The 23,365-nt window shown below is 74.2% G+C and carries 18 protein-coding genes; 6 read left to right on the top strand and 12 right to left on the bottom strand.

Going from position 1 to position 23,365, the window contains the following annotated elements; genetic code table 11:
* Nucleotides 1-507 (bottom strand): inorganic diphosphatase, encoded by a 507-nt coding sequence (locus MNY62_RS17050; RefSeq protein WP_242345392.1) that lies wholly within the window; start codon nucleotides 505-507, stop codon nucleotides 1-3.
* Between the two features lie 80 nt (nucleotides 508-587).
* Nucleotides 588-1,103 carry a phosphohistidine phosphatase SixA gene (gene sixA, locus MNY62_RS17045; protein WP_242345391.1) on the bottom strand — a complete coding sequence of 172 codons (516 nt, stop codon included), beginning with the start codon at nucleotides 1,101-1,103 and terminating at the stop codon, nucleotides 588-590.
* A 212-nt stretch (nucleotides 1,104-1,315) separates the two neighbouring features.
* On the opposite strand from sixA, the gene ptsP reads away from it, so the two are divergent.
* Nucleotides 1,316-3,049 (top strand): phosphoenolpyruvate--protein phosphotransferase, encoded by a 1,734-nt coding sequence (gene ptsP, locus MNY62_RS17040; RefSeq protein WP_242345390.1) that lies wholly within the window; start codon nucleotides 1,316-1,318, stop codon nucleotides 3,047-3,049.
* Between the two features lie 10 nt (nucleotides 3,050-3,059).
* Here ptsP and MNY62_RS17035 read toward each other — a convergent pair whose 3' ends face one another.
* Nucleotides 3,060-3,440: a response regulator gene (locus tag MNY62_RS17035; RefSeq protein ID WP_242345389.1), complete on the bottom strand. Its 381-nt coding sequence runs from the start codon at nucleotides 3,438-3,440 to the stop codon at nucleotides 3,060-3,062.
* 221 nt (nucleotides 3,441-3,661) lie between these two features.
* Here MNY62_RS17035 and MNY62_RS17030 point away from each other — a divergent pair, with 221 nt between their 5' ends.
* Nucleotides 3,662-4,042: a tautomerase family protein gene (locus MNY62_RS17030; RefSeq protein ID WP_242345388.1), complete on the top strand. Its 381-nt coding sequence runs from the start codon at nucleotides 3,662-3,664 to the stop codon at nucleotides 4,040-4,042.
* Between the two features lie 306 nt (nucleotides 4,043-4,348).
* Complete coding sequence (locus tag MNY62_RS17025; protein ID WP_242345387.1) at nucleotides 4,349-5,797, top strand: putative Ig domain-containing protein; 1,449 nt, start codon at nucleotides 4,349-4,351, stop codon at nucleotides 5,795-5,797.
* 70 nt (nucleotides 5,798-5,867) lie between these two features.
* Here MNY62_RS17025 and MNY62_RS17020 read toward each other — a convergent pair whose 3' ends face one another.
* The 8 genes from MNY62_RS17020 to glk all read right to left on the bottom strand — a co-directional run bounded on the left by MNY62_RS17020 (nucleotide 5,868) and on the right by glk (nucleotide 14,513).
* Entirely contained in the window at nucleotides 5,868-6,278 is a 411-nt protein-coding gene (locus tag MNY62_RS17020; protein ID WP_242345386.1) for a COG4315 family predicted lipoprotein, read from the bottom strand.
* 148 nt (nucleotides 6,279-6,426) lie between these two features.
* Nucleotides 6,427-7,170 carry a 6-phosphogluconolactonase gene (gene pgl / locus MNY62_RS17015; RefSeq protein WP_242345385.1) on the bottom strand — a complete coding sequence of 248 codons (744 nt, stop codon included), beginning with the start codon at nucleotides 7,168-7,170 and terminating at the stop codon, nucleotides 6,427-6,429.
* Between the two features lie 9 nt (nucleotides 7,171-7,179).
* Entirely contained in the window at nucleotides 7,180-8,715 is a 1,536-nt protein-coding gene (gene zwf / locus MNY62_RS17010) for a glucose-6-phosphate dehydrogenase (protein WP_242345384.1), read from the bottom strand.
* Nucleotides 8,712-9,731: a phosphogluconate dehydrogenase (NAD(+)-dependent, decarboxylating) gene (gnd, locus tag MNY62_RS17005; RefSeq protein ID WP_242345383.1), complete on the bottom strand. Its 1,020-nt coding sequence runs from the start codon at nucleotides 9,729-9,731 to the stop codon at nucleotides 8,712-8,714. The genes zwf and gnd overlap by 4 nt, the downstream gene beginning before the upstream one ends.
* A 14-nt stretch (nucleotides 9,732-9,745) precedes the next feature.
* On the bottom strand, nucleotides 9,746-10,885 hold the full coding sequence (gene tal / locus MNY62_RS17000) for a transaldolase (RefSeq protein WP_242345382.1): 1,140 nt from the start codon (nucleotides 10,883-10,885) through the stop codon (nucleotides 9,746-9,748).
* On the bottom strand, nucleotides 10,866-11,348 hold the full coding sequence (locus tag MNY62_RS16995; RefSeq protein WP_242345381.1) for an RpiB/LacA/LacB family sugar-phosphate isomerase: 483 nt from the start codon (nucleotides 11,346-11,348) through the stop codon (nucleotides 10,866-10,868). The genes tal and MNY62_RS16995 overlap by 20 nt, the downstream gene beginning before the upstream one ends.
* Before the next feature lie 3 nt (nucleotides 11,349-11,351).
* Nucleotides 11,352-13,412 carry a transketolase gene (gene tkt, locus MNY62_RS16990; RefSeq protein WP_279426692.1) on the bottom strand — a complete coding sequence of 687 codons (2,061 nt, stop codon included), beginning with the start codon at nucleotides 13,410-13,412 and terminating at the stop codon, nucleotides 11,352-11,354.
* A 117-nt stretch (nucleotides 13,413-13,529) separates the two neighbouring features.
* On the bottom strand, nucleotides 13,530-14,513 hold the full coding sequence (glk, locus tag MNY62_RS16985; RefSeq protein WP_242345380.1) for a glucokinase: 984 nt from the start codon (nucleotides 14,511-14,513) through the stop codon (nucleotides 13,530-13,532).
* A gap of 171 nt (nucleotides 14,514-14,684) precedes the next feature.
* Here glk and MNY62_RS16980 point away from each other — a divergent pair, with 171 nt between their 5' ends.
* On the top strand, nucleotides 14,685-18,350 hold the full coding sequence (locus MNY62_RS16980) for a phosphoketolase (RefSeq protein WP_242345379.1): 3,666 nt from the start codon (nucleotides 14,685-14,687) through the stop codon (nucleotides 18,348-18,350).
* A complete protein-coding gene (locus MNY62_RS16975; protein ID WP_242345378.1) occupies nucleotides 18,337-21,186 on the top strand; it encodes a cation-translocating P-type ATPase in 2,850 nt (949 codons plus the stop codon). The genes MNY62_RS16980 and MNY62_RS16975 overlap by 14 nt, the downstream gene beginning before the upstream one ends.
* Before the next feature lie 30 nt (nucleotides 21,187-21,216).
* On the opposite strand, the gene MNY62_RS16970 is transcribed toward MNY62_RS16975, so the two are convergent.
* A complete protein-coding gene (locus tag MNY62_RS16970; protein WP_242345377.1) occupies nucleotides 21,217-22,386 on the bottom strand; it encodes an NAD(P)/FAD-dependent oxidoreductase in 1,170 nt (389 codons plus the stop codon).
* Nucleotides 22,387-22,681: 295 nt separating this feature from the next.
* Here MNY62_RS16970 and MNY62_RS16965 point away from each other — a divergent pair, with 295 nt between their 5' ends.
* Nucleotides 22,682-23,344, top strand: coding sequence for a DJ-1/PfpI family protein (locus MNY62_RS16965; protein WP_242345376.1), 663 nt, complete (start codon nucleotides 22,682-22,684; stop codon nucleotides 23,342-23,344).
* Nucleotides 23,345-23,365: the final 21 nt, after the last annotated feature.

Raw genomic sequence — 23,365 nt, 5'->3', positions numbered from 1 at the left:
CTAGCTCCCCGCGAGGAGGCGCTCCGCGTCCTCCGGCCCCTGCCACCCGAGGATGCGGGGGTTCTTCGGCTCGAAGAACACCGACGAGGTGAAGAAGTGCTCGATCTCCTCGAGCACCCGGCGGTCGAGGTCCGCGTGGGTACGCAGCGCCGCGCCGCGGGAGTGGACGAGGGGGAGCGCCAGGATCCGGTCGTTCCGCTCCCGCCCGCCGCGCTTCGCGTCCTGCTCGAGCGCGAGCACGCCGAGCGCGCGGCAGCGGACGACGACGCCGGGGTAGCTCGAGACGTCCCAGTACACGAGCGCGTCCACCGGGTCGCCGTCGGAGGCCTTCGTGCCCGGCACGAAGCCCCAGTCGTACGGATAGGCAAACCCGAGCGGCAGCGGCCGGTGGCCGATCATCACGTCCAGCGCGGGGTCGTGCTTGAGCTTCAACGTCGCGCCGCGCGGCGCCTCGACGACGACGTGAAAGCCGCCCTCCGCGCGGGCGGGAACGGAGGAGAGGGGCATGCCTCGAATGTGCGATCCGGCGCCCGTCCCCGCCACGGCCTGGCGAGCCGCCGAGCGCCTGGCGCCGTCCGGGCCGCGGCTCACCCCTTCGCCTCCCGCGCCCCGAGGAGCCTGAGGACCTTCGCCGTCGCGAGCCAGCGCAGGCGCGCGCCGCCCGGGCGCGGCGTGCCGTCGAGCGTGAGGAGGCACGCCCCGCCCTTGCGGAACGTGAACAGCGGCTCGGGGTCGCCGGCGACGAGGAGCGCCGCGAGGCGAGAGAGGTGCGGCTCGTGCCCGACGAGCGCGACGGTCCCGTCGCGGCGCCGAGCGCACAGCCACGCGATCACCTCCTGCGGCGGGCGGTCCGGCGCGAGCGCCGGGAGCCCTTCCTCCGGCGTGAGCCCGTACGCGTCGGCCACGATGCGCGCCGTCTCGACCGCCCGGACGAGGGGGCTCGGGAAGACGCCGTCGAGCTCCGCGACGAGCGCCGCGAGCCCGCGCGCGCCCCGGACCATGCGCCGGCGGCCCTCGGCCGTCAGCGGTCGGCGCGCATCCGCCGACTCGCCGCGCGAGGAGGTCCGCGCGGCGATGGCGTGGCGGACGAGCAGGAGCTCCATGTCCGCTGAGTATGGCCCGGGGCCGCGGCGGCGGAAGGGACGAGCCCCGCGGCGGGCCGGCAGGGCCCGAGCGAGCCACGGTCCCTCCGGGCTCCTCCGCTCGCTCGCGCGCCCGACCGGGTGGGGAGCGTGGGTCGAACGCGTCGCCCGACCGGGACTTCGGTGGCGGCCGCGACCCGCGCGCGCATATGAGCTTGGGAAGGATCGCTCAAATGCTCAGAGGCACGGGCGTGTCGCCGGGAGTCGCGCGGGGCAAGGCCCTCGTGATCGCCTGCGGCTACCGATCGGCGGCGCCGCGGCGCAGCATCCAGCCGTCGGAGGTCGAGGGCGAGCGGCTGCGCTTCGACGCGGCGCTGGCCACCGCCGCCGCGGAGCTGGCCACGCTCCAGGACGACGTGAACGCGCGGCTCGGCAAGAGCCAGGCGGACATCTTCGGCGCACAGGCGCTCGCGGTCGACGATCCGGAGCTGCGCGACCGGGTCCTCCGCCGCGTCCGCGAGAAGCTCATCAACGTCGAGGCGGCGCTCTCGGAGGTCATCGACGAGTACCTGCGGATCATCGAGGCTATCCCCGACGCCTACCTCCGCGAGCGCGCCGCCGACGTCCGCGACGTCGGCCGCCGCGTCCTCTCGACGCTCATCGAGCGCCGCGGTCCCTCGAGCCTCGTCATCCCGCCGGGCGCCATCGTGGTGACGGAGGAGCTCCTGCCGTCCGTGACGGCTCGCCTCGAGCTCGACCGCGTCGGCGGCCTCGTGACGGAGCGGGGCAACCGGTTCTCGCACAGCTCGATCCTGGCGCGCTCGCTGGGGACGCCGGCCGTCGCCGGGGTGCCGGAGGCGTCGCTCCGGATCCGGACCGGCGACCGGCTGATCGTGGACGGCATCGCGGGCGTGGTCTTCGTCGACCCGGAGCCGTCGCTGGAGCGCGAGTACGATCGGCTGGAGGCGGAGCTCCGCGCCGGCAAGGAGGAGCTCAGGCACCTCGTCGGGCTGCCCTCGGTGACGCGCGACGGCACGTCGGTCCCGCTCTACGCCAACGTGAACAAGCTCGCGGACACCGAGTCCGCGCTGCGCTTCGAGGCCGAGGGGATCGGCCTCTACCGGACCGAGTTCGCGTTCGCCATCCGGCCCGCGTTCCCCACCGAGGAGGAGCAGTACGAGTACCTCTCGCGCGCGGCGGGGCGGTTCCACCCGCGGAAGGTGGTCTTCCGCCTGCTCGACCTCGGCGGCGACAAGGTCCTGCCCTACTTCCCGATGCCGCCCGCCCGCAACCCGTCGCTCGCGCAGCGAGGCGTGCGGCTCCTGCTCCGCCACCTCGACGTGCTGAAGCCGCAGCTGCGCGCGTTCCTGCGCGTCAGCGCGGACCACCCGGCCTCCATCCTGCTCCCGGTCGTGGGCGGGCTCGAGGAGGTGCGGGAGGCGCGCGCGATCGTGCGCCAGGTGCAGGCGGAGCTCGCCGCCGAGGGCCAGCGCTTCAACCCCGAGATCCCCCTCGGCGCGATGATCGAGGTCCCCTCGGCGGCCCTGATGGCCCGGACGCTGGCGCGAGAGGTCGACTTCCTGAGCCTCGGGACGAACGACCTCGTGCAGTACGTGCTCGCGGCCGATCGCGAGGACGAGACCATCGCCCCCTACTACCAGCCCCTGCACCCGGGGGTCCTGCGCCTCATCCGCTCCGTCGCGGAGGCCGCGGAGAGCGCTGGGCGCGAGCTCACCATCTGCGGGGAGATGGGGGGCGACCCCGCCCACACGGAGCTGCTCCTCGGCCTGGGCCTGCGCGCGTTCAGCGTCGCGCCGGGCGAGATGCTCGAGGTGAAGAACGCGATCCGCGAGACCCGCCTGGACGAGGCGCGGGAGCTCGCGCAGCAGGCCGTCGAGCTGGGCTCGGCCGCGGAGGTGGAGGCGTTGCTGGGCGAGCGGCCCGCGGCCGCGCCGGACGCGAGCTGAGCGCGCGGGGTCACGCCGCGATCGCGCGGCCCGCGCGAACCGCCGCGACGGCGCGGAGCAGGTCGGCCGCGGCGTACGGCTTCGCGAGGTACCCGCTCGCCGCGAGGGCGCCCGGGTCCGCCGAGGACGTGACGAGCACCGGCACCCGGGCGAGCACCGGATCGCGCAGCTGCTCGCGGCGGAACTCCCAGCCCGACATGACGGGCATCTCGAGGTCGAGCAGGATGAGCTCCGGCGTGACCTCGGCGTCCTGGAGTCGCGCGAGCGCCTCGCGCCCGTGCCTCGCGGCCACCGCCTCGAAGCCGGCGTCCTTCAGGACCCCGACGACGAGCTCCCGCAGATCCTCGTCGTCGTCGACGACCATCACGACGCCACCCGTCCGCTCGACCATGCCGTCCTCCCGTCGGACGCCGACTCCACGCTACGCCGCGCTCCATGGCCGTCGAGCTTTCGGCGCCCGGGAACGTCAGCTCTCGTGGGTTCGGCCGACGGGAGGAGCGGCGGAGGCGCCTGGTCGCCAACGGCAGGGGCAGGGACCGTTCACCTGCGCCAGGGGCGCCCCTCGCTCGGGGGTTCAGGCCATAATCCCGCCCCTTCCTCGAGGAGAACCCCATGCCGCTCGTTCGCATCTCGCTCAGAGCCGGAAAGCCCGCCGCGTACCGCGCCGCCGTCGGCGACGCCGTCCACCGCGCGATGGTGGAGACGATGAACGTCCCCGCGAAGGATCGCTTCCAGGTCATCACCGAGCACGACGCCGCCGGCCTCGTCTACGATCCGTCGTACCTCGACATCGCCCGGACCGACGAGCTCGTCGTCGTGCAGATCACGCTCAACGCCGGGCGCACGCTGGAGATGAAGAAGGCGCTCTACGCCCGCATCGCCGAGCTGCTCTCCACGTCACCGGGGGTGAGGCCGGAGGACGTCCTCGTCTCGCTCGTCGAGGTCACGAAGGAGAACTGGTCGTTCGGGAACGGGATCGCGCAGTACGCGTGACGCCCGGCGCGGGTGGCTCGCCCGCGCGCCGCCTCGGGCCGGCGACCCGGCGTGAACGCGCCGGTACGCTCGAGTGTACCGGCGCGTACGGAGCCGTTCGCGCACAGCGCCGCACGCCGAGCGCCGACGTGGCCGCGGGACGGCGCTCGGGAGGCCCCACGTCTCGCGCGCTTGCACGCGAGAGACGGGCGCTCTTCGCTGTCCGTGACGCTTGCGACGACGCGGCATTCGCCTTGCGTACGCGCGTCATCTCGTCGCAGGGCCAGTAGGCCACGCCGGCCGAGGCGCCTGCGGAAAGGGAGCTGTATGCCGCGCACCACGCCACGCGCGCTCGCGTGCTTCGTCGCGCTCTCGCTCATCGCCTGCTCGGGCGGCTCGTCCGATCCCGCCGCTCCGCCCTCCCCCTCCGCGCTCGTCGTCACGACGACCTCGCTCGCGAACGGAGTGGTCGGCGCCGCGTACGCGGCGACGCTCACCGCGGGCGGCGGCACGCAGCCGTATTCCTGGAGCCGGGCCGGCGGCTACCTGCCGCCCGGGATCGCCCTCGCGTCGAACGGCACGCTGTCCGGAACGCCGAGCGTCAGCGGCACCTACGTCTGCACGGTGCGCGTGAGCGACGGCTCCTCTCCCGCCCAGGCAGCGACCGCGAGCCTGGGCATCACCGTGCTCGCGGACGCCGGGAGCGCCCAGATCACGACGGCCTCCCTGGCCGGCGGCACCGTGGGCTCCGCCTACTCCGCGACGCTCGTCGCGGCGGGCGGCACGGGCCCGTACGTCTGGAGCGTGGCGGCGGGGGCGCTGCCCCCCGGGCTGACGCTCGGAGCGGACGGCGCGCTCTCGGGCACGCCCACCGAGACGGGCAGCGCCACGTTCGTCGTCCAGGTCGCGGACGGCTCGACGCCGCCCGAGCTCGCGCAGAAGCAGTTCACCATGACCATCGGTACCGCGCCGCTCACCGTCACCACGGTCTCGCTGCCGAAGGGGGTGCTCGGGGCTCCGTACGCCGAGGCCGTGGCCGCCAACGGCGGGGCCGAGCCCTACGCCTGGAGCGTCGTCGCCGGCACGCTGCCTCCGGGGCTCGCGCTCGACGTCGTCACGGGCGCCCTCGCCGGCAGCCCCACGGCGACCGGCGGCTACACCTTCACCGTGCAGGCCGCCGACGCCTCGACGCCGCAGAAGGTCGCGTCCCAGGCGTTCAGCGTCACGATCGCCGCCGCGTCGAACGCGCTCGTCATCACCACCACCGCCTTCGGCGACGGCGTCGTGGGCGCGCCATACGCGGCGCACGCCGCGGCGATCGGCGGGACCGCCCCGTACACCTGGTCCGTGAGCGGAGGCGCGCTGCCCCCCGGGCTCGCGCTCGACGCCGCGACCGGCGAGCTCGCCGGCGTACCCACCGAAGCAGGGAGCCACAGCTTCACGCTCCGGGTCCTCGACGCGTCCGCGCCCCAGAAGAACTTCAGCGCGCCGTTCACGCTGCGCGTCTTCGCGCCGCTCGAGGTCACCACCGAGAGCCTCGCGGACGGCGCCGTCGGAGCTCCGTACTCCGCGGCGCTCGAGGCGGCCGGCGGCCTCCCGCCCTACGCGCTCTCGCTCGCCTCGGGCAGCCTGCCGCCCGGGCTGACGCTCGGCACGGCGGGCGCCATCGAGGGCACGCCGACTGCGAGCGGGATCTACGGGTTCGCGGTCCAGGTGACGGACAGCGCGAACCCGAAGCAGACCATCAGCGTCAACCGCTCCATCGCGATCCCGTGATCGCGCGCCCGCGTGGCCCCTGGCGATTCTCGCCCGCCAGGGGCCACGGGCGGGTACGTCCTGGCGGCGATCAAGGCGCCGCGACGCTCCAGGCGTCCATCACGCCCTGCCCGTTCGTGTCGCCCGGCTTCTTGTCCCCGACGAAGGTGTAGAGCGGCTTGCCCTTGTAAGTCGTCTGCTTCTTGCGGTCCTCGCGCGTGATCGTCTTGAAGTCGGCCGCGCTCGCGCCGCCGGCCGGCTCGACCTTCTCGCGGTGGTAGATCGGCCAGTTCGTCACGCAGGCGCCGGCGCAGGCGCTCTTCCCCTCCGAGTCCTTCTTGAAGACGTAGAGCGTCATGCCCTTGTCGTCGGTGAGGTAGCTCCCGGCCTTCTCGCTCTTCGCCACCTTCACCGCGCCGTCGGCCGCCCGCGCTCCAGGGGCGAACCCCAGCACCGCGGCGGAGACGATCGCCGCCACGATCCCACGCTTCGAAGCTCGCATCTCGAAACCCTCCCCGCCCGTACGGGCGCGATGAACGTAGGGCACGGAGCCCCGCGCGATCGCGGCTCGCGCGGGGCCACCGCCGGCGGGTGCGTCATGCCCTGGCGGGAACCGCGCCCGGGTCCCGCCTCGACCCTTCAGCCGACCGTCAGGGCGCCGCGGCGCGATCCACGAGCCAGAGGACGGAGCCGTCCGTCGGCCGGACGCGCCCCGCGGGGAGCGCCCCCGCGCCGCTCGCGCCGGAGAGGGCGCGCGCGAGCGCGGGCGCCTTCGCCGCGCCGGAGACGAGGAACACCACGCGAGCCGCCGCCTGCAGCGCCCGGAGGGTGAGCGTGATCCGGGGCGGACCCGGAGCCGGCGCGGGGGCGGCCACGACGAGGTGCGATGGCTCCTCGAGCGCGGGGCTCCCCGGGAAGAGCGAGGCGGTGTGACCGTCGGCGCCCATCCCGAGCAGCAGGAGGTCGAAGCGGGGGGCGCCGCCGAAGAAGGCGCGCAGCGCGTCCTCGTATGCGCGGGCGGCCGCCTCCGGCTCGTCCTCCCCTCGGATCCGGTGGACGTTCTCCGGCGGGAGCGCCACGGACGCGAGGAGCGCGTCGCGCGCCATGCCGTAGTTCGACTGCGGGTGATCGGGCGGCACCGCCCGCTCGTCACCGAAGAACACGTGCGTGCGCGCCCACGGGAGGGCGTCGCGGTACGGCGCGGCCGGGTCGGCGAGCAGCGCGTAGACCGCGCGCGGAGTCGAGCCGCCCGAGAGCGCGACCGCGAAGCGGCCGGACGCGGCCACCGCCGCGAGGGCTCGCGCGCGCCACTCGTCCGCGGCGGCCGGGGCGAGCGCGGCGGGGTCCTCGACGACGCGCACCTCCGGCTTCGCCGTGTCTCGCTCGGCCGCCATGGCCTCCCTTCAGCCCACCACCCAGCGGCGCCCGTCGCGGCGGAGGAGCTTGTCCGCGGCCGGCGGCCCCCAGGAGCCGGCGGGATGGTTCGGGAAGTCGGGTGCGGGCCGGCTCGACCACGCCTCGAGGATCGGCGTCACGATCCGCCACGCGGCCTCGACCATGTCCGCGCGATGGAACAGCGTCGAGTCGCCCACCAGCGCGTCGTAGAGGAGCCGCTCGTACCCCGTCGCCGCGCACCCCTCGCCGATGCTCCGGTAGTCGAAGGAGAGCCGCACGTCCTCGACCCGGATGGCGGCACCCGGCGCCTTCGCCTTGATGTCGAAGGAGATCGCCTCGTCGGGCTGGATGTGGATGTGGAGCCGGTTCGGCTCGATCTCCCCGACCCCCGACTGCTGGAACAGCATGAGCGGAGGCCGGCGGAACTGGACGACGATCTCGGTGCAGCGGCGCGCGAGCCGCTTGCCGGACCTGACGTAGAAGGGGACCCCGGACCAGCGCCAGCTGTCGATGTCGAGCCGCACGGCCGCATAGGTCTCGATCGTCGAGTGCGGATCCACGTCCGGCTCCGACCGGTAGGCGGGCACCTGCACCCCCGCGATGGTGCCCTCCCCGTACTGCCCTCGGACGGCTCCCGTCGCGCGGATCGCCTGGAGCACCTTCACCTTCTCGGCGTGGACCGCGTCGGCGGCGAGGCTCGTGAGCGGCTCCATGGCGACGAGCGTGACGAGCTGGAGGACGTGGTTCTGCACGACGTCCCGGAGCGCCCCGGCGCTCTCGTAGTACGCGCCGCGCCCCTCGACCCCCAGGTCCTCCGCCACCGTGATCTGGACGTGGTCGACGTAGCGGCGATTCCAGATCGGCTCGAACACCCCGTTCGCGAAGCGGAACACGAGGATGTTCTGGACCGTCTCCTTCCCGAGGTAGTGGTCGATCCGGAAGATCTGATCTTCCCGCAGCACCGCGTGCAGCTCAGCGCCGAGGGCCTTCGCCGAGGCGAGATCGCGGCCGAAGGGCTTCTCCACGACCACGCGCCGCCACCCCTGCGCCTCGCGGGCGAGCCCCGCGGCATCGAGGCGGCGGACGATCGTCCCGAACGCGGTGGGCGGCGTCGCGAGGTAGAAGAGCACGTTCCCTCCGGTCCGATGCCGCGCGGAGACCTCGGCGAGGCGGGCCTTCAGCCACCCGTAGGTCGCGGGGTCGTCGAACGCGCCCTGCACCACGAAGATCCGCTCGAGGAACTGGCCGAAGCTGCGGTCGTCCTGCGGCGGGCACGCCCCGAACCGGCGCACGCTCGCGCCGATCTCCTCGCGGTACGCGGCGTCCGAGGCGATCTTCCGCCCGACGCCGATGACCGCGACGTCCGCGGGCAGGAGCCCGTTCGACCACAGGTTCCAGAGGGACGGGAACAGCTTGCGGCGGGCGAGATCGCCCGTGCCCCCGAAGATCACGATCGACGCGGCGTCGGCCGGTCGCTCGAGCGGAGCCGGCCCCGGCCTGCCTCCTGCCTCGGGGGCGGCTGGCGACCCGGGATCCGTCGTCATGGCCGCCCCTTGGAGGCCGCCGGAGGGCCCTGCGGCGAGCTCGCCGGCGCCTCCGCGTGACCGCCGAACTGCCGCCGCATCGCCGACAGGAGCTTCTCTCCGAACGTGTGGTCCTGCCTCGAGCGGAACCGGGCGTACAGCGCGGCGGAGATGACGGTCGCCGGGACCGCCTCCTCCACCGCGGCCTGCACGGTCCAGCGCCCCTCGCCCGAGTCCGGCACCCTGCCCGTGAACCCGACGAGCCCGGGATCCCGCGCGAGGGCCGCGGCGGCGAGGTCGAGGAGCCAGGAGGAGACGACGCTGCCGCGCCGCCAGACCTCGGCCACCTCCGCCAGATCGAGCTGGTAGCGGAGCTCCTCCGGCACCTCGTCCCCCGCGGCGCCGCGCAGGATGTCGAACCCCTCGGCGAACGCCTGCATGAGGGCGTACTCGATGCCGTTGTGGACCATCTTCACGAAGTGCCCGGCCCCCGCCGGGCCGCAGTGGAGGTAGCCGTCGTCGGCGGTGCTCGTCCGGCCCTCCCGCCCGGGCGTGGCCGGCACCGCGGCGCGCCCCGGCGCGAGCGAGCGGAAGACGGGCTCGAGGAGGCGGACCGCCTCGGCGTCCCCGCCGATCATGAGGCTGTAGCCGCGCTCGAGCCCGAAGACGCCGCCGCTCGTCCCGGCGTCCACGTACCGCACGCCCTTCGCTTCGAGCCCCCGCGCCCGCCGCGCGTCGTCCTTGAACCAGGAGTTGCCGCCGTCGACGATCACGTCGCCCCGCGCGAGCCGATCCCCGAGCGCCGAGACCGTCTCCTCGGTGGGCGCTCCCGCGGGGAGCATGACCCAGGCCGCGCGCGGGGGGTCGAGCCGGCGGACGAGGTCGTCGAGCGACGCCGCGGCCACCGCTCCCTCACGCTCGAGGGCCGCGCCCGCCGCGCGATCGCGGTCGTACGCCACGACGCGGTGCCCGGCCCGCAGGAGCCGCCGCGCCATGTTCGACCCCATCCGCCCGAGCCCCACCATCCCGAGCTGCATCGCGCCGCCTCCCCTCACCGGGCCGCGGGGGCGCCGAGCCCCGCGCGCCGCGCGTCGATCGTGGCCAGGAGCGCCTGGAACGGCTCGGCGAACTTGCGCACGCCCTCCGCGAGCACCTCGTCCGTGACCGCGTCCATCGAGATCCCGAGCGCCTCGAGCGCGGTGAGGTCGGCGTGGGCCCCCGGAACGTCCTCCTCGAGGGTGGGGCGCACCGTGAGGCCGCGACGGAGGGCCTCGAGCGTGTCCGGAGGCACCGTGTCCACCGTGTCCGACCCGATGAGCGACTCGACGTACATGAGCTCCGGGTAGCGCGGATCCTTCACGCTCGTGCTCGCGAAGAGCACGCGCTGCGTGCGAGCGCCGCGGGCCGCGAGCCGCTGCCAGCGCTCGCTCGCGACGAGGGCCGCGTAGTCCTGGTAGGCGAGCTTCGCGTTGGCGATCCCGGCCTTGCCGCGGAGCGCCTCGATGCGCTCGCGCTCGCTGGGTCCGGCCGCGCGGCCGGCGTGCGCGTCGAGCCGGCGGTCCACCGCGGTGTCGATCCGCGAGACGAAGAAGCTCGCCACGCTGGCCGCCCGCGAGAGCGTCTCGCCCCTCGCCGCGCGCGCCTCGAGCCCGGCCATCCAGGCCTCCGCGGCCAGGCGGTACGCCGAGCGCGCGAACAGCAGCGTGACGTTCACGTTCACGCCGTCGGCGGCGAGCGCCTCGATGGCCGGCATGCCCTCGGGCGTGCCTGGGACCTTGATGAAGACGTTCGGCCGCGAGAGCGCCTTCCACAGGCGACGTCCCTCCTCGATCGTGCCTCGCGTGTCCTGGGCGAGGAGCGGAGAGACCTCCAGGCTCACGAACCCGTCGCGCCCGTCCATCTCGTCGAAGACCGGGCGCATGAGGTCGGCCGCGCCCCGCAGGTCCTGGATCGCCAGCGTCTCGTAGACCGCCTTCGCGTCGAGGCCGCTCCCCCCCACCGTCGTGATGTCGGCGTCGTAATCCGCCGTCCCCGCGATCGCCTTCTCGTAGATGGACGGGTTCGTGGTGAGGCCGCGGACGCCGTCCTCGATGAGCCGCGCGAGCGACCCGGTGCGGAGGAGGTCCCGCCTCAGGCCGTCGTACCAGATGCTCTGCCCGTACCTCGCGAGCTCACGGATGGGCTCGATCATGTGCGTCTCCTTGCAGCGCGCGCGCCTCGATGCCGCGCGTCTTCGAGATCCGGCGGCGGTGCCGCTCCTCGCCGGAGGGGCGGGCGGCGAGGAAGGCCCGGAGGATCTCCTCCGCGAGCGCCACTCCGACGACGCGCGCCCCGAGCGCGAGGACGTTCATCGCGTCGTGCTCGACGCCCTGGTGCGCCGAGTAGGTGTCGTGGCACACGCCCGCGTAGATCCCGGGCAGCTTGTTCGCTGCGATGGCCACTCCGACGCCGCTCCCGCACACGAGGACGCCGCGCTCGGCGCCGCCGGACCGCACGGCCTCGCCCACGAGCAGCGCGTGGTCCGGGTAGTCGTCCTCGGGCGCCGGCTCGCGCGGGGTGAGGTCGACGACCTCGTGCCCGAGGGCCGCGAGGCCGTCTCGCAGCGCCTCCTTCAGGGGGAAGCCTGCGTGGTCGGCGGCGATGGCGACGCGCACGGCCTAGCCCTCCCCGCGCGCGAGGAGCGCGCTCGCCGTCGAGACGATCGCGTCCGGGGTGAACCCGAAGCGCGTCTGCAGCGCCTTGAGCGGCGCGGAGGCGCCGAAGGTGCGCATGCCGACGACTGCGCCCGCGCTCCCCACGTAGCGGTCCCAGCCGAAGGTCGAGGCCTGCTCCACCGCGACGCGCGCCTTCACCTCCGGTGGCAGCACGCTCGCGCGGTACTCCGGCGGCTGCTGCTCGAAGAGCTCGAATGACGGCATGCTCACGACGCGCACGCGGACGCCCCGCGCCGCGAGCGTCTCCCCCGCCGCGAGGGCGAGGTGCACCTCGCTGCCGGTGGCGAGGAGCAGGAGCTCGGGGCGACCGCCGGGAGCGTCGGCGAGGACGTAGGCGCCGCGCGCGAGGCCCGCCGCGGAGGCGTAGCGCGTGCGGTCGAGGACCGGCACGGCCTGCCGCGTCAGCACGAGGGCCACCGGGCCGTAGCGCCGCTGCATCACCACGCGCCAGGCCTCCACCACCTCGTTCGCGTCGGCCGGGCGGATCGTGACGAGGCCCGGGATGGCCCGCAGCGACGCGAGGTGCTCGACGGGCTGGTGGGTGGGACCGTCCTCGCCGAGCCCGATGGAGTCGTGGGTGAAGATCGCGATGATCGGCAGCTCCATGAGCGCGGAGAGCCGGAGCGCCGGGCGCATGTAGTCGCTGAAGACGAGGAAGGTCGCCTCGAAGGGGCGCAGCTTCGCGAGCGAGAGCCCGTTCGTCACCGCGCCCATGGCGTGCTCGCGGATCCCGAAGTGCAGGTTCCTGCCGCCCGGCGTGTCCGCCTCGAGGTCGCCGGCGCCGTCGACCGTGAGGCGGGTCTTCGTGGAGGGCGCGAGGTCGGCGGCGCCCCCGAGGAGCCAGGGGACGTTCGCGGCGACGGCGCTCGCGACCTTCCCGGACGCGTCGCGCGTGGCGACCCCCTTCGCGTCCGGGGAGAACGCCGGGAGCCCGCGGTCCCACCCCTCGGGCAGCTCGCGGCGCTGCATGCGCTCGATCTCGGCGGCGAGGTCCGGGTGGCTCGCCCGGTACGAGGCGAACATCCGCTCCCACTCGCCGCGCAGTCGCGCGCCGCGCGCGCCGATCCCGGCGCGGAAGTGCTCGCGGACGCCGTCGGGCACGAGGAAGTGGGCGTCCTCCGGCCACCCGTAGCGGCGCTTCGTGGCGCGGACCTCCTCCTCGCCGAGCGGCTCCCCGTGCGCCTCCGAGGTGTCCTGCTTCCGCGGCGCGCCCCAGGCGATGTGGCTGTCGACGACGATCAGCGTCGGCCGATCCCGGGTGGCGCGGAACTGCTCGAGCGCGCGCGAGAGCGCGTCGAGATCGTTCGCGTCGCCCACGCGCGTCACGCTCCACCCGAGGGCGATGAACCGGCAAGCCACGTCCTCGCTGAAGGCGAGCGCGGTCCGGCCCTCGATGGTGATCCGGTTGTTGTCGTAGATCCAGCAGAGGTTCGGGAGCCGGAGGTGTCCCGCGAGCGACGCCGCCTCCTCGGAGACCCCCTCCATGAGGTCGCCGTCCCCGCACAGCGCGTAGACGTCGTAGCCGAACGGCGCGAGGCCGGGGCGGTTGTAGCGGGCGGCGAGCCAGCGGCCGCCGATCGCGAGGCCGACGCTCGTCGCGACGCCCTGCCCGAGCGGACCGGTGGTCGCCTCCACGCCGCTCGTCCACCGGTACTCCGGGTGGCCGGGGCACTTGCTGTCGAGCTGGCGGAAGCGCTCGATGTCCGAGAGCTCGACGGCCAGCCGGCCCAGCGTCTCGTAGTCCGGATCGACCGCCTTCACGCCCGCGAGGTGGAGCAGGGCGTAGAGCAGCATCGACGCGTGCCCGTTCGACAGCACGAACCGGTCGCGGTCCGGCCAGATCGGTTCCTCGGGATCGTAGCGGAGGAAGCGCTGCCACAGCACGTAGGCGACCGGCGCGAGCGCCATGGGCGTGCCCGGGTGCCCGGAGCGCGCCTTCTGGACGGCGTCCATGGCGAGGGTGCGGAGGGTCGCCACCGAGAGCTGATCGACATCGCGGTCCACGTCGGTCCTCCTGATCTGGATGCGCCGCGCGCGGCAGGCATCCCCTCGGGCTCGCGAACGGCGCCGCCGGCGAGCGCGGCGAGCGGCCGGACGAGAGCGTGCTCGGGCGCGACGCCCTCAGCCCCCGAGCTCCTCCATCGCCCGCCGCGCGGCGCCCAGGAGGCCCGCCAGATCGTCGAGGATCACGTGCACCGGGATGTCCTCGAGCAGCGCGCCGAGCCGTCCCTTGTCCACGAAGACCTCCCGGAACGACGGCCGGCGGAGCCACGCCAGGACGTGGGGCGCGATGCCGCCGCCGAGGAAGACGCCGCCCGTCGCGATCAGCCGCAAGGCGAGGTTCCCGGCCTCGGCGGCGTAGGCCGAGACGAAGAGCTCGAGGGCCTGCGCGCAGACGGGATCGCTCCCGGCGAGCGCCGCGGACGACACGACCACCGCGGCGTCACCCTCCGCCATCGCCCGGGCGAGCGCGGGCGGCTCCGGGTCCCCGCTCCGCTCGCGGAGGAAGCGGTACGCGTCGCCGAGCCCGGGGCCGGAGAGGACGCGCTCCCAGCTCACGCGGCCGTGGCGCACCCTGAGCCAGCGGAGGAGCTCGATCTCGAGGTCGGTCCGCGGCGCGAAGTCCGCGTGGCCCCCCTCGCTCGGGAGCGCGACGAAGCGACCGGCGACGGGCACCAGGGCGGCCTCGCCGAGCCCCGTGCCCGCGGCGAGCACCGCCCGCGCCGCCGCCCGGTCCGGCCGGCCCGAGTGGATCGTCCCGAGCTGGTCCGCCTCGAGCACGTCGAGTGACCACGCGAGCGCCTCGAGGTCGTTCACGAGCACGACCTTCCGGAGCCCGAGCACCGCCCCCAGCCGGTCCGCGTCGACCACCCACGGCAGGTTCGTGGTGACCACGGCGCCGGCGCGCAGCGGCCCGGCCACGCCGATCGCGGCAGCCTCGATCGCGCCACCGACCTCGCGCAGGAAACGCTCCAGGATCTCCTCGAGGCCGGCGAAGCGGTCGCTCGGGTAGATCCGGAGCGCGCGCAGCGCGGGACGCCCGCCCAGGACGTCGAAGGTGGCGAGGCGAGCGTTCGTCCCGCCGATGTCCCCGGCCAGGATCACCGGCCTCTCCGAGCCGCCTCGATCGCGCGGGCCTCGCTCATCGCCGCTTCCCATGCCACGCCTGGTGGCGCGCGGCTCGTCTCGGGCGGGCCATCCGGGCCCTGCGCGCTCCTGGCCTTGCGCACGGAGAGCGCGGGGTCAACGATCCCACACCGACGGGCGGTCCCGGCCATGCCCGACAGGATCCTGGTCCTCAACGCGGGCTCGTCGTCCATCAAGTTCTCGCTCTTCCGCGAGCGCGAGGGAGCGCTCGCGGCCGACGTGCGCGGCCAGATCGACGGGCTCTCGGCCGAGGGCGAGCCGCGCTTCGTCGCGCGCCGGGCGGATGGCGCGCTGCTGGCGGAGCGTCACTGGCCGGCGAACGCGTACCTCGGCCACCCCGGCGCGGTGAGGGTGATCCTCGAGCTCGTCCGCGGCGCGCTGGGCGACGGGGCGCTCGCCGGCGCGGCGCACCGGGTGGTTCACGGCGGCGCCGTCTTCGCCGGCCCCGAGCGGATCGACGACGCCGTACTCGCGCGGCTCCAGACGTTCGTCCCGCTCGCGCCGCTCCACCAGCCGCACGGCCTCGCGCCCATCCGGATCCTGCGCGACCTCGATCCGTCGCTCCCGCAGGTCGCCTGCTTCGACACCGCGTTCCACCGCACCCTGCCGCCGGTCGCCGAGCGCTTCGCGCTCCCCGAGGAGCTGCACGCGGCCGGCCTGCGGCGCTACGGCTTCCACGGCCTCTCCTACGAGTACGTCGCCTCGACGCTGGGGGCGCTCGACCCAGCCGCCGCGCGCGGGCGGAGCGTGGTCATGCACCTCGGCAGCGGCGCCAGCATGTGCGCCCTGCAGGACGGCCGCAGCGTCGCGACGACGATGGGCTTCAGCGTGCTCGACGGCCTCTGCATGGGGACGCGGTGCGGCGCGCTGGATCCGGGGGCGGTGCTCTGGCTCGCGAGCGAGCGCGGCCTCGACCCGCGCGCGATCGAGCGGCTCCTGTATGACCAGTCCGGCCTCCTCGGAGTCTCGGGCATCTCGAGCGACCTCCGCACGCTGCTCGCCTCGTCCGACCCGCGCGCGCGGCTCGCCGTCGACCTCTTCGTCTACCGGATCGGCCGGGAGCTGGGGTCGCTCGCGGCCGCGCTCGGGGGGCTCGACGCCGTCGTGTTCACGGCGGGCATCGGCGAGAACTCGGCCGTGATCCGCGAGCGGGTCTGCCGCGACGCCGCGTGGCTCGGCGTCGAGCTCGACCCGGCCGCGAACGCCGCGGCAGGCCCGCGGATCAGCACCGAGCGGAGCCGCGTCTCCGCGTGGGTGGTCCACACCGACGAGGAGCTGATGATCGCGCGGCACGCGCGCCGGATCCTGGCGCACGCGGCCGCCGGGGAGGGACGAGCCGTGAGCGAGCAAGCGCCGAGGCTTTCGGGAATCGCCGAGCTGTCCGCGTTCGGGCCGGCGCGCTCCACGGTGCGCGGAGCGCCGCTCACGCCCGAGGAGGTGGGCCGGATCGAGGCCTTCTGGCGCGCCTGCAACTACCTCGCGCTCGGCATGATCTTCCTGCAGGACAACCCCCTCCTGCGCGAGCCGCTCCGCCCCGAGCACGTGAAGAACCGGCTGCTCGGCCACTGGGGGGCGAGCCCGGCGCTGTCGTTCGTCTACGCGCACCTCGACCGGATCATCCGCGCGCGCAACGTGGAGATGCTCTTCCTCGCGGGGCCGGGCCACGGCGCGCCCGGCGTCCTCGGCCCGGTGTACCTCGAGGGCACCTACTCCGAGGTCTATCCGGACAAGAGCCTCGACGAGGAGGGGCTCCGGCGCCTCTTCAAGCAGTTCTCGTTCCCGGGCGGCGTCGGCAGCCACTGCACGCCGGAGCTCCCGGGCTCGATCCACGAGGGCGGTGAGCTCGGGTACGTGCTCTCGCACGCCTGCGGCGCCGCGTTCGACGACCCCGACCTGATCGTCGCGGCCGTCGTGGGCGACGGCGAGGCCGAGACCGGCCCGCTCGCCACGTCGTGGCACGTGAACAAGTTCCTGAACCCGATCCGCGACGGCGCGGTCCTCCCGGTGCTGTCGCTGAACGGCTACAAGATCGACAACCCCACCCTGCTGTCCCGCATCCCCTCGGACGAGCTCACGCGGCTCCTCTCCGGCTACGGCTGGACGCCGTTCCTGGTGGAGGGCTCCGAGCACGAGTCGATGCACCAGGCCATGGCGGCCACGCTCGATCGCTGCGTGGAGCTCATCCGCGGCGCCCAGGCCGAGGCGCGGCGGACGGGGGTCGCCACCCGCCCGCGCTGGCCCATGGTCGTGCTGCGCGCGCCCAAGGGCTGGACCGCGCCCGCCGAGCTGGACGGCCACGCGCTCGAGGGCTCCTGGCGCGCGCACCAGGTGCCCATCCCCGGCGTGAAGCAGGACCCGGCCCGGCTGGCGCTGCTCGAGCGCTGGCTCCGGAGCTACCGGCCCGAGGAGCTCTTCGACGCCGCGGGCGCGCCGGTCGCCGCCGTGCGCGAGGCGGCGCCCGCGGGGCCGCGCCGCATGGGCGCGAGCGCGCGCGCGAACGGCGGCCTCCTCAAGAAGGCGCTCCGCCTGCCAGACTTCCGGGAGTACGCGGTGGCGGTGGACTCACCGGGCGGCTCGCAGGCGGGGAACACCGGGCCGCTCGGCGCGTTCCTGCGCGACGTGCTGCGGGCGAACGCGAGGAACTTCCGCGTCTTCTCGCCGGACGAGACCACCTCGAACCGGCTCGACGCGGTGTACGAGGCCTCGGGGAAGCTCTGGCTCGGCGAGACCTTCCCGGAGGACGCCGACGGGGGCCGGCTCGCCCCCGACGGCCGCGTCGTCGAGGTGCTCTCGGAGCACACGCTGGAGGGGATGCTCGAGGGCTACCTCCTGACCGGTCGCCACGGGCTCTTCGCGTCGTACGAGGCGTTCGTCCACATCATCGACTCGATGTTCAACCAGCACGCGAAGTGGCTCTCGATCTGCAACCGCCTCTCGTGGCGCGAGGAGATCGCCTCGCTGAACCTGCTCGTCACCTCGACGGTCTGGCGCCAGGACCACAACGGCTTCACCCACCAGGACCCCGGCTTCCTCGACGTGGTGGTGAACAAGAGCGCCGAGGTCACCCGCATCTACCTCCCGCCCGACGCGAACTGCCTGCTCTCGGTGGCGGACCACTGCCTCCGCAGCGAGAACTACGTCAACGTGATCGTCGCAGACAAGCAGCTTCACCTCCAGTACCTGTCGATGGACGCGGCCATCGCGCACTGCGCGAAGGGGATCGGCATCTGGGACTGGGCGAGCAGCGACGAGGGGCACGAGCCCGACGTCGTCATGGCGTGCGCCGGCGACGTCGCGACGCTGGAGGCGCTGGCCGCCACCGCCATGCTGCGGCCGGCGTTCCCCGACCTGAAGCTCCGCTTCGTGAACGTCGTGGATCTCTTCAAGCTGCAGCCGGAGACGGAGCACCCGCACGGCCTCTCCGACCGGGACTTCGACTCCCTCTTCACCGTGGAGGCGCCGATCATCTTCAACTTCCACGGCTACCCGTGGCTCGTGCACCGGCTGGCCTACCGCCGCCGGAACCACCCGAACCTCCACGTGCGCGGCTACAAGGAGAAGGGCAGCATCAACACGCCGCTCGAGCTCGCGATCGAGAACCAGATCGACCGGTTCAGCCTGGCCATGGACGTGATCGACCGCGTGCCGCGGCTGCTCGGCCCGGGCGCTCACGCCAAGGAGCGGTTCCGCAACCAGCAGATCCAGTGCCGGCTTCACGCCCAGGAGCACGGCGTCGACCCGCCCGAGATCGTGGGCTGGCGGTGGCCGGCGGGGGGCGCCGTTGGCCGCGGTTAGCCCGGCCGAATCGCCTCCTCACCGGCTCGCGGCGGCGGAGGTCGTCGCCGGGCTCGCGAGCGACGCGCAGCGCGGGCTCCCTGGGGACGTGGTCGAGGAGCGCCTCCGGCGCCACGGCAGGAACGAGCTGCCCTCGCCAGCGCCGGTCCCGGCCTGGCGGCGCTTCCTCGCCCAGTTCCGCGACGTGCTGACGATCCTGCTGCTCGTCGCGACGGTGGTCTCGTTCGTCGCCTGGTGGATCGAGCGCGAGACGCCGCTCCCCTACGACACGCTCACCATCCTCGCGATCGTGCTCCTCAACGGCGTGCTGGGCTTCGTCCAGGAGAGCCGGGCCGAGCAGGCGGTCGCGGCGCTCCGGGCGATGTCCGCGCCGAGCGCCCGCGTCCTGCGCGACGGGAGGCAGCAGCTCGTTCCGACCGCCGAGCTCGTCCCGGGCGACGTCCTGCTCCTCGAGGAGGGCGACACGGTCCCCGCCGACGCCAGGGTGCTGCAGTCGATCGCGCTCAGGGCCGCCGAGTCGGCGCTCACCGGCGAGAGCATGCCCGTCTCCAAGGACAGCGCCCCGCTCGCCGCGGAGCTCGGCCTCGGCGACCAGGAGAACATGGTCTTCAGCGGCACGGCCATCGCATCCGGCCGCGGCCGGGCGGTCGTCACCGCCACCGGATCCTCGACGGAGCTCGGCAGGATCGCCCGCTCGCTCCAGACGACCGAGGAGGTCGAGACTCCGCTGCAGAGGGAGCTCGACCGCGTCGGCAAGCAGCTCGGCGCGGCGGTCATCGCGATCGCGATCGTCATCAGCGCGACGATCCTGGTCGTGGAGGAGCTGCGCTCGCTCACCGACGTCGTCGACGTGCTCCTGCTGGCGGTCTCCCTCGCGGTGGCCGCCGTGCCGGAGGGGCTCACGGCGATCACGACGATCGTGCTGTCGCTCGGGACGCAGCGCATGGCGGAGCGCCACGTGATCGTGCGCAAGCTCGCGGCGGTCGAGACCCTGGGCTCGACGACGACGATCTGCTCCGACAAGACCGGGACCCTCACCAAGAACGAGATGACCGTCCGCACCGTCGTCACCGCGAGCGGCACCGTCGACCTGACCGGCACCGGGTACGAGCCGACCGGCGAGGTGCGCCGGGACGGCCGTTCGGTCGAGGATCCCGTGCTGCTCGAGGAGGTCGAGAAGACGCTGGAAGCGGGCCAGCTCGCGAGCAACGCCGTGCTCGTCGAGCAGGACGGCCGTTTCACGATCCAGGGCGATCCGACCGAGGGCGCGCTGGTGGTGGCCGCGCGCAAGGTGGGGCTCGCCCTGGAGGCGCTCCAGGCGCGCTACCCGCGCCTCGGCGAGGTGCCGTTCTCGTCCGAGCGCAAGCTGATGAGCACCGCCCACGCCGACGCCGAGCAGGAGCGCGTGCTGGTGTTCACGAAGGGCGCGCCCGACGTCCTGCTGGCGCGCTGCACCCGGGAACGGATCGGCGAGGAGACCCGGGCGCTCGGCGAGGAGCGCCGCGCGGAGATCTCGGCCGCCGTCGACCGGCTGGCCGCGGCGGCGCTGCGGACGATCGGGGTCGCCTACCGCACCCTCGATGCCATCCCCGGGGAGCTGACGGACGAGGTCGAGCAGGAGCTCGTGCTCCTCGGCGTGGTCGCCATGATCGACCCGCCGCGCCCGGAGGCCCGCGCCTCCGTCGCCGACGCGCGGCGGGCCGGCGTCCGCCCGGTGATGATCACGGGCGACCACCCGATCACGGCGGCGGCGATCTCGGCCGAGCTGGGGATCGCGGCCAGGGGCGGCGCGGTGCTGACGGGCGCCCAGCTCCAGCGGCTGGACGACGAGGGGCTGCGCGCGGCCGTCCGCGACGTCTCGGTCTACGCCCGCGTGGCGCCGGAGCACAAGCTGCGGATCGTCCGGGCGCTGCGTGCGAACGGCGAGGTCATCGCGATGACCGGGGACGGAGTGAACGACGCGCCTGCGCTGAAGGCGGCCGACATCGGCGTGGCGATGGGCATCGCCGGCACCGACGTCGCGAAGGGGGCCGCCGACATGATCCTCACCGACGACAACTTCGCCTCGATCGTCGCCGCCGTCGAGGAGGGGCGCTCGATCTTCGCCAACATCCAGCGCTTCCTGCGCTACCTGCTCTCGTCGAACATCGGCGAGGTGCTCGTCATGTTCCTCGGCGTGCTGCTCGCGGGGGTGATCGGGCTCCAGCCCGAGGAGGGCTCGGCGGTGGTCGTGCCGCTGCTCGCGACCCAGATCCTCTGGATCAACCTCTTGACCGACTCGGGCCCCGCGCTGGCGCTCGGCGTCGAGCCGGCGGACCGCGACCTCATGCTCGAGCCGCCGCGCGACCCGCGGAGCCGGGTGCTCGACGGACGGACCTGGTTCGACCTCGTCCTGGTCGGCGCGGTCATGGCCGTCGGTACGCTCGCGGTGATGGACGGGGCGCTGCCCGGCGGGCTCATCGGCGGCGCCGGCCCCTCCGCCCCGGGGCGAGGCCTCCGGCACGCCCAGACCCTGGCGTTCACCACGCTCGTCCTGTTCCAGCTCTTCAACGCCTTCAACTCCCGCTTCCCCGCCCGCAGCGCCTTCCACAGGCCGTTCGCCAACCGCTGGCTCTGGCTCGCGGTGCTGATCTCGGCGGCCCTGCAGGTCGCCGTGGTCCACGCCCCGTTCCTCCAGGGCGCGTTCCGGACCGTCCCCCTGACCGCGGGGGACTGGCTCCTCTGCGTCGCCGTCGCGAGCTCGGTGCTCTGGGTGATGGAGCTGAAGAAGGTGCTCACGCGCCTCGTCGCCGCGCAGCCGCGGCCCGGGCGCCTGCCACGCACCCGCCCGGCCTGAACGCTCCGGCGCCGCGCCGCGCGGCGACGGTCACGCCGGGATCCGCCCGCGCAGGGTCGCGGCGGCGTGCGGGCCCGGCTCTGCGATGAGGGCACGGGCGGCGTCCATCGCGCCGAAGACGCCCCAGGTCAGCACGCCGAGCACCCTGCCCTCCGCGAGGTAGTAGACGACGCCCCTGCGGAAGGGCTCCGCCCAGTCGGCGACGACCTCGAGGCGCGCGTCGAGCACGCCCACGGCCTCGTACCCGAGGTCGAAGAGGTCCGAGTAGAAGAAGGGCAGGTGGCGGTACGCGGTCTCCGCGCCGGCCATCGCCCTGCCGGCCGCCCACCCCATGCGGTTGGCGTTGTCCTCGTGCTCGACCCGGATCCTCTGCCCGAGCGCCGGGCTCCAGAAGCGCGCGACGTCACCCGCGGCGAACACGTCGGGGTCGGAGGTGCGCAGCGTCTCGTCCACGACGATGCCGTCGTCGACGGCGAGCCCGGCGCCGGCGGCGAGGGCGTCGTTCGGGACGATGCCGAGCCCCGCCACCACGAGGTCGGCCCGGAGCTCGGCCCGGGAGGTCGCGACCGTGAACCCGGAGCCGTGCGCCGAGATCCCGGTGACCTGCTCGACCGCTCGGACCTCGACGTCCCGCTCCGCGTAGTAGCCGTTCAGGTGCAGCGCGAGGTCCCGTGGGAGGAGGCGCGCGCAGATGCCGTCCTCGGGGAAGACGAGCGTGACCCGGTAGCCGGCCGTCGCGAGCGAGGCCGCGAGCTCGGAGCCGATGAAGCCTCCGCCCACCACCGCGACGTGCTTGCCCACCGGGAGCGCGTGGACGCGCCGGAAGCCCGCCACGGTCCGGTAGTAGACGACGCCGTCGCCGCCGAACGGCAGGCGCCGCGGAGTGCCGCCCGTCGCGAGGAGGAGCCGCTCGTAGCCGAGGGTCTCCCCTCCCTCGAGCGCGACCCGGCGCCGCGCGCGGTCGATCGCGACGACGCGTACGCCGGTGAGGAGCGAGACGCCCTTCACCTCGGGCAGCCAGATCGCCCCCTCCTCCTTCCCTGCCCAGAGCCCCTTGGTGAGCGGCGGGCGCGCGTACGGCGGGACCGGCTCCTCGCCGACGAGCGCGATCGACCCGCTCGCGTCCGCCGAGCGGATCCCCTGCGCCGCGGCGTGGCCCGTCATCCCACCGCCGACCAGCACGTACTTGAAGTCGGGCATGCGTCCTCCGGTCGCCGCCGAGGACTCCTGCGACCGTCCATTCGATGCCGTGGTCGCGGTCGGGGTTACGGCCGGCGAGGTGGCGCTCGATCTCGCGCCAGCGCCGGATGGCCTCCTCGTCCCTCCAGGACGAGACCGTGATGCTCGTCGGCGCGTCATCCCCTCGGCGAGGCCCAGACATGACGAGCGAGCGGCGCGCTGCCCGCACGACCGGTTCCCGCCGCGCCCCGTCGAGGCCCCGACACCGCGGTGTCCCCTCCGCATCGGAGAGGGAGCTCGACGAGGAGGAACGACAATGGCCCCGACTCGCCCCGGGTTCCGCCTGGGCATCTACGTGTTCAAGGACGCCGAGATCGTCGACTTCGCGGCCCCGCACGGCGTCTTCTCGGTGGCGCGCCGCTACGATCCGGAGCTGGACGCGTTCCTCGTCGCGGACGCGATGCGCCCGGTGCAGGCGCAGGCCGGCTTCACGGTCCTGCCGAACTACGGCTTCTCGGACCGCCCTGCGATGGACGCCTTCCTCATCCCGGGCGGCTACGGCACGCGGCAGGAGCTGCACAACCGGCGGCTCCACGAGTTCGTCCGCAGCCAGCCCGAGGAGACGCTGCTCGTCTCGGTCTGCACCGGCTCCTGGATCTACGGAGCGATGGGCCTGCTCGACGGCCTCCCCGCGACGAACCGCAAGAAGCCGGACCGCGCCGAGGCGGCGCCGCCGGGCCTCGTGCCGCTCGAGCGGCTCGCGCGGATCGCGCCGGCGTGCAAGCCGAGCCGCGCCCGCGTCGTCGACGCCGGCCGGATCATCACCGCCGGAGGGATCACCTCCGGCATGGAGCTGGGCTTCCACCTCCTCCGCCGCGCCGGCTATCCGGAGAGCTTCATCGCCGACGTCGCGCGGGTGATGGAGTACACCGCGGCGTACGAGCTGTACCGGGACGATCGCGAGGAAGGGCGGAGCTGATGGCCCTCGCCGCGCGGTTGC

It is taken from the genome of Anaeromyxobacter terrae, assembly GCF_022690685.1.
Taxonomy (GTDB): domain Bacteria; phylum Myxococcota; class Myxococcia; order Myxococcales; family Anaeromyxobacteraceae; genus Anaeromyxobacter; species Anaeromyxobacter terrae.
Note: the sequence above shows the minus strand (reverse complement) of the source record. Positions and strands in the feature narration are given on the sequence as shown.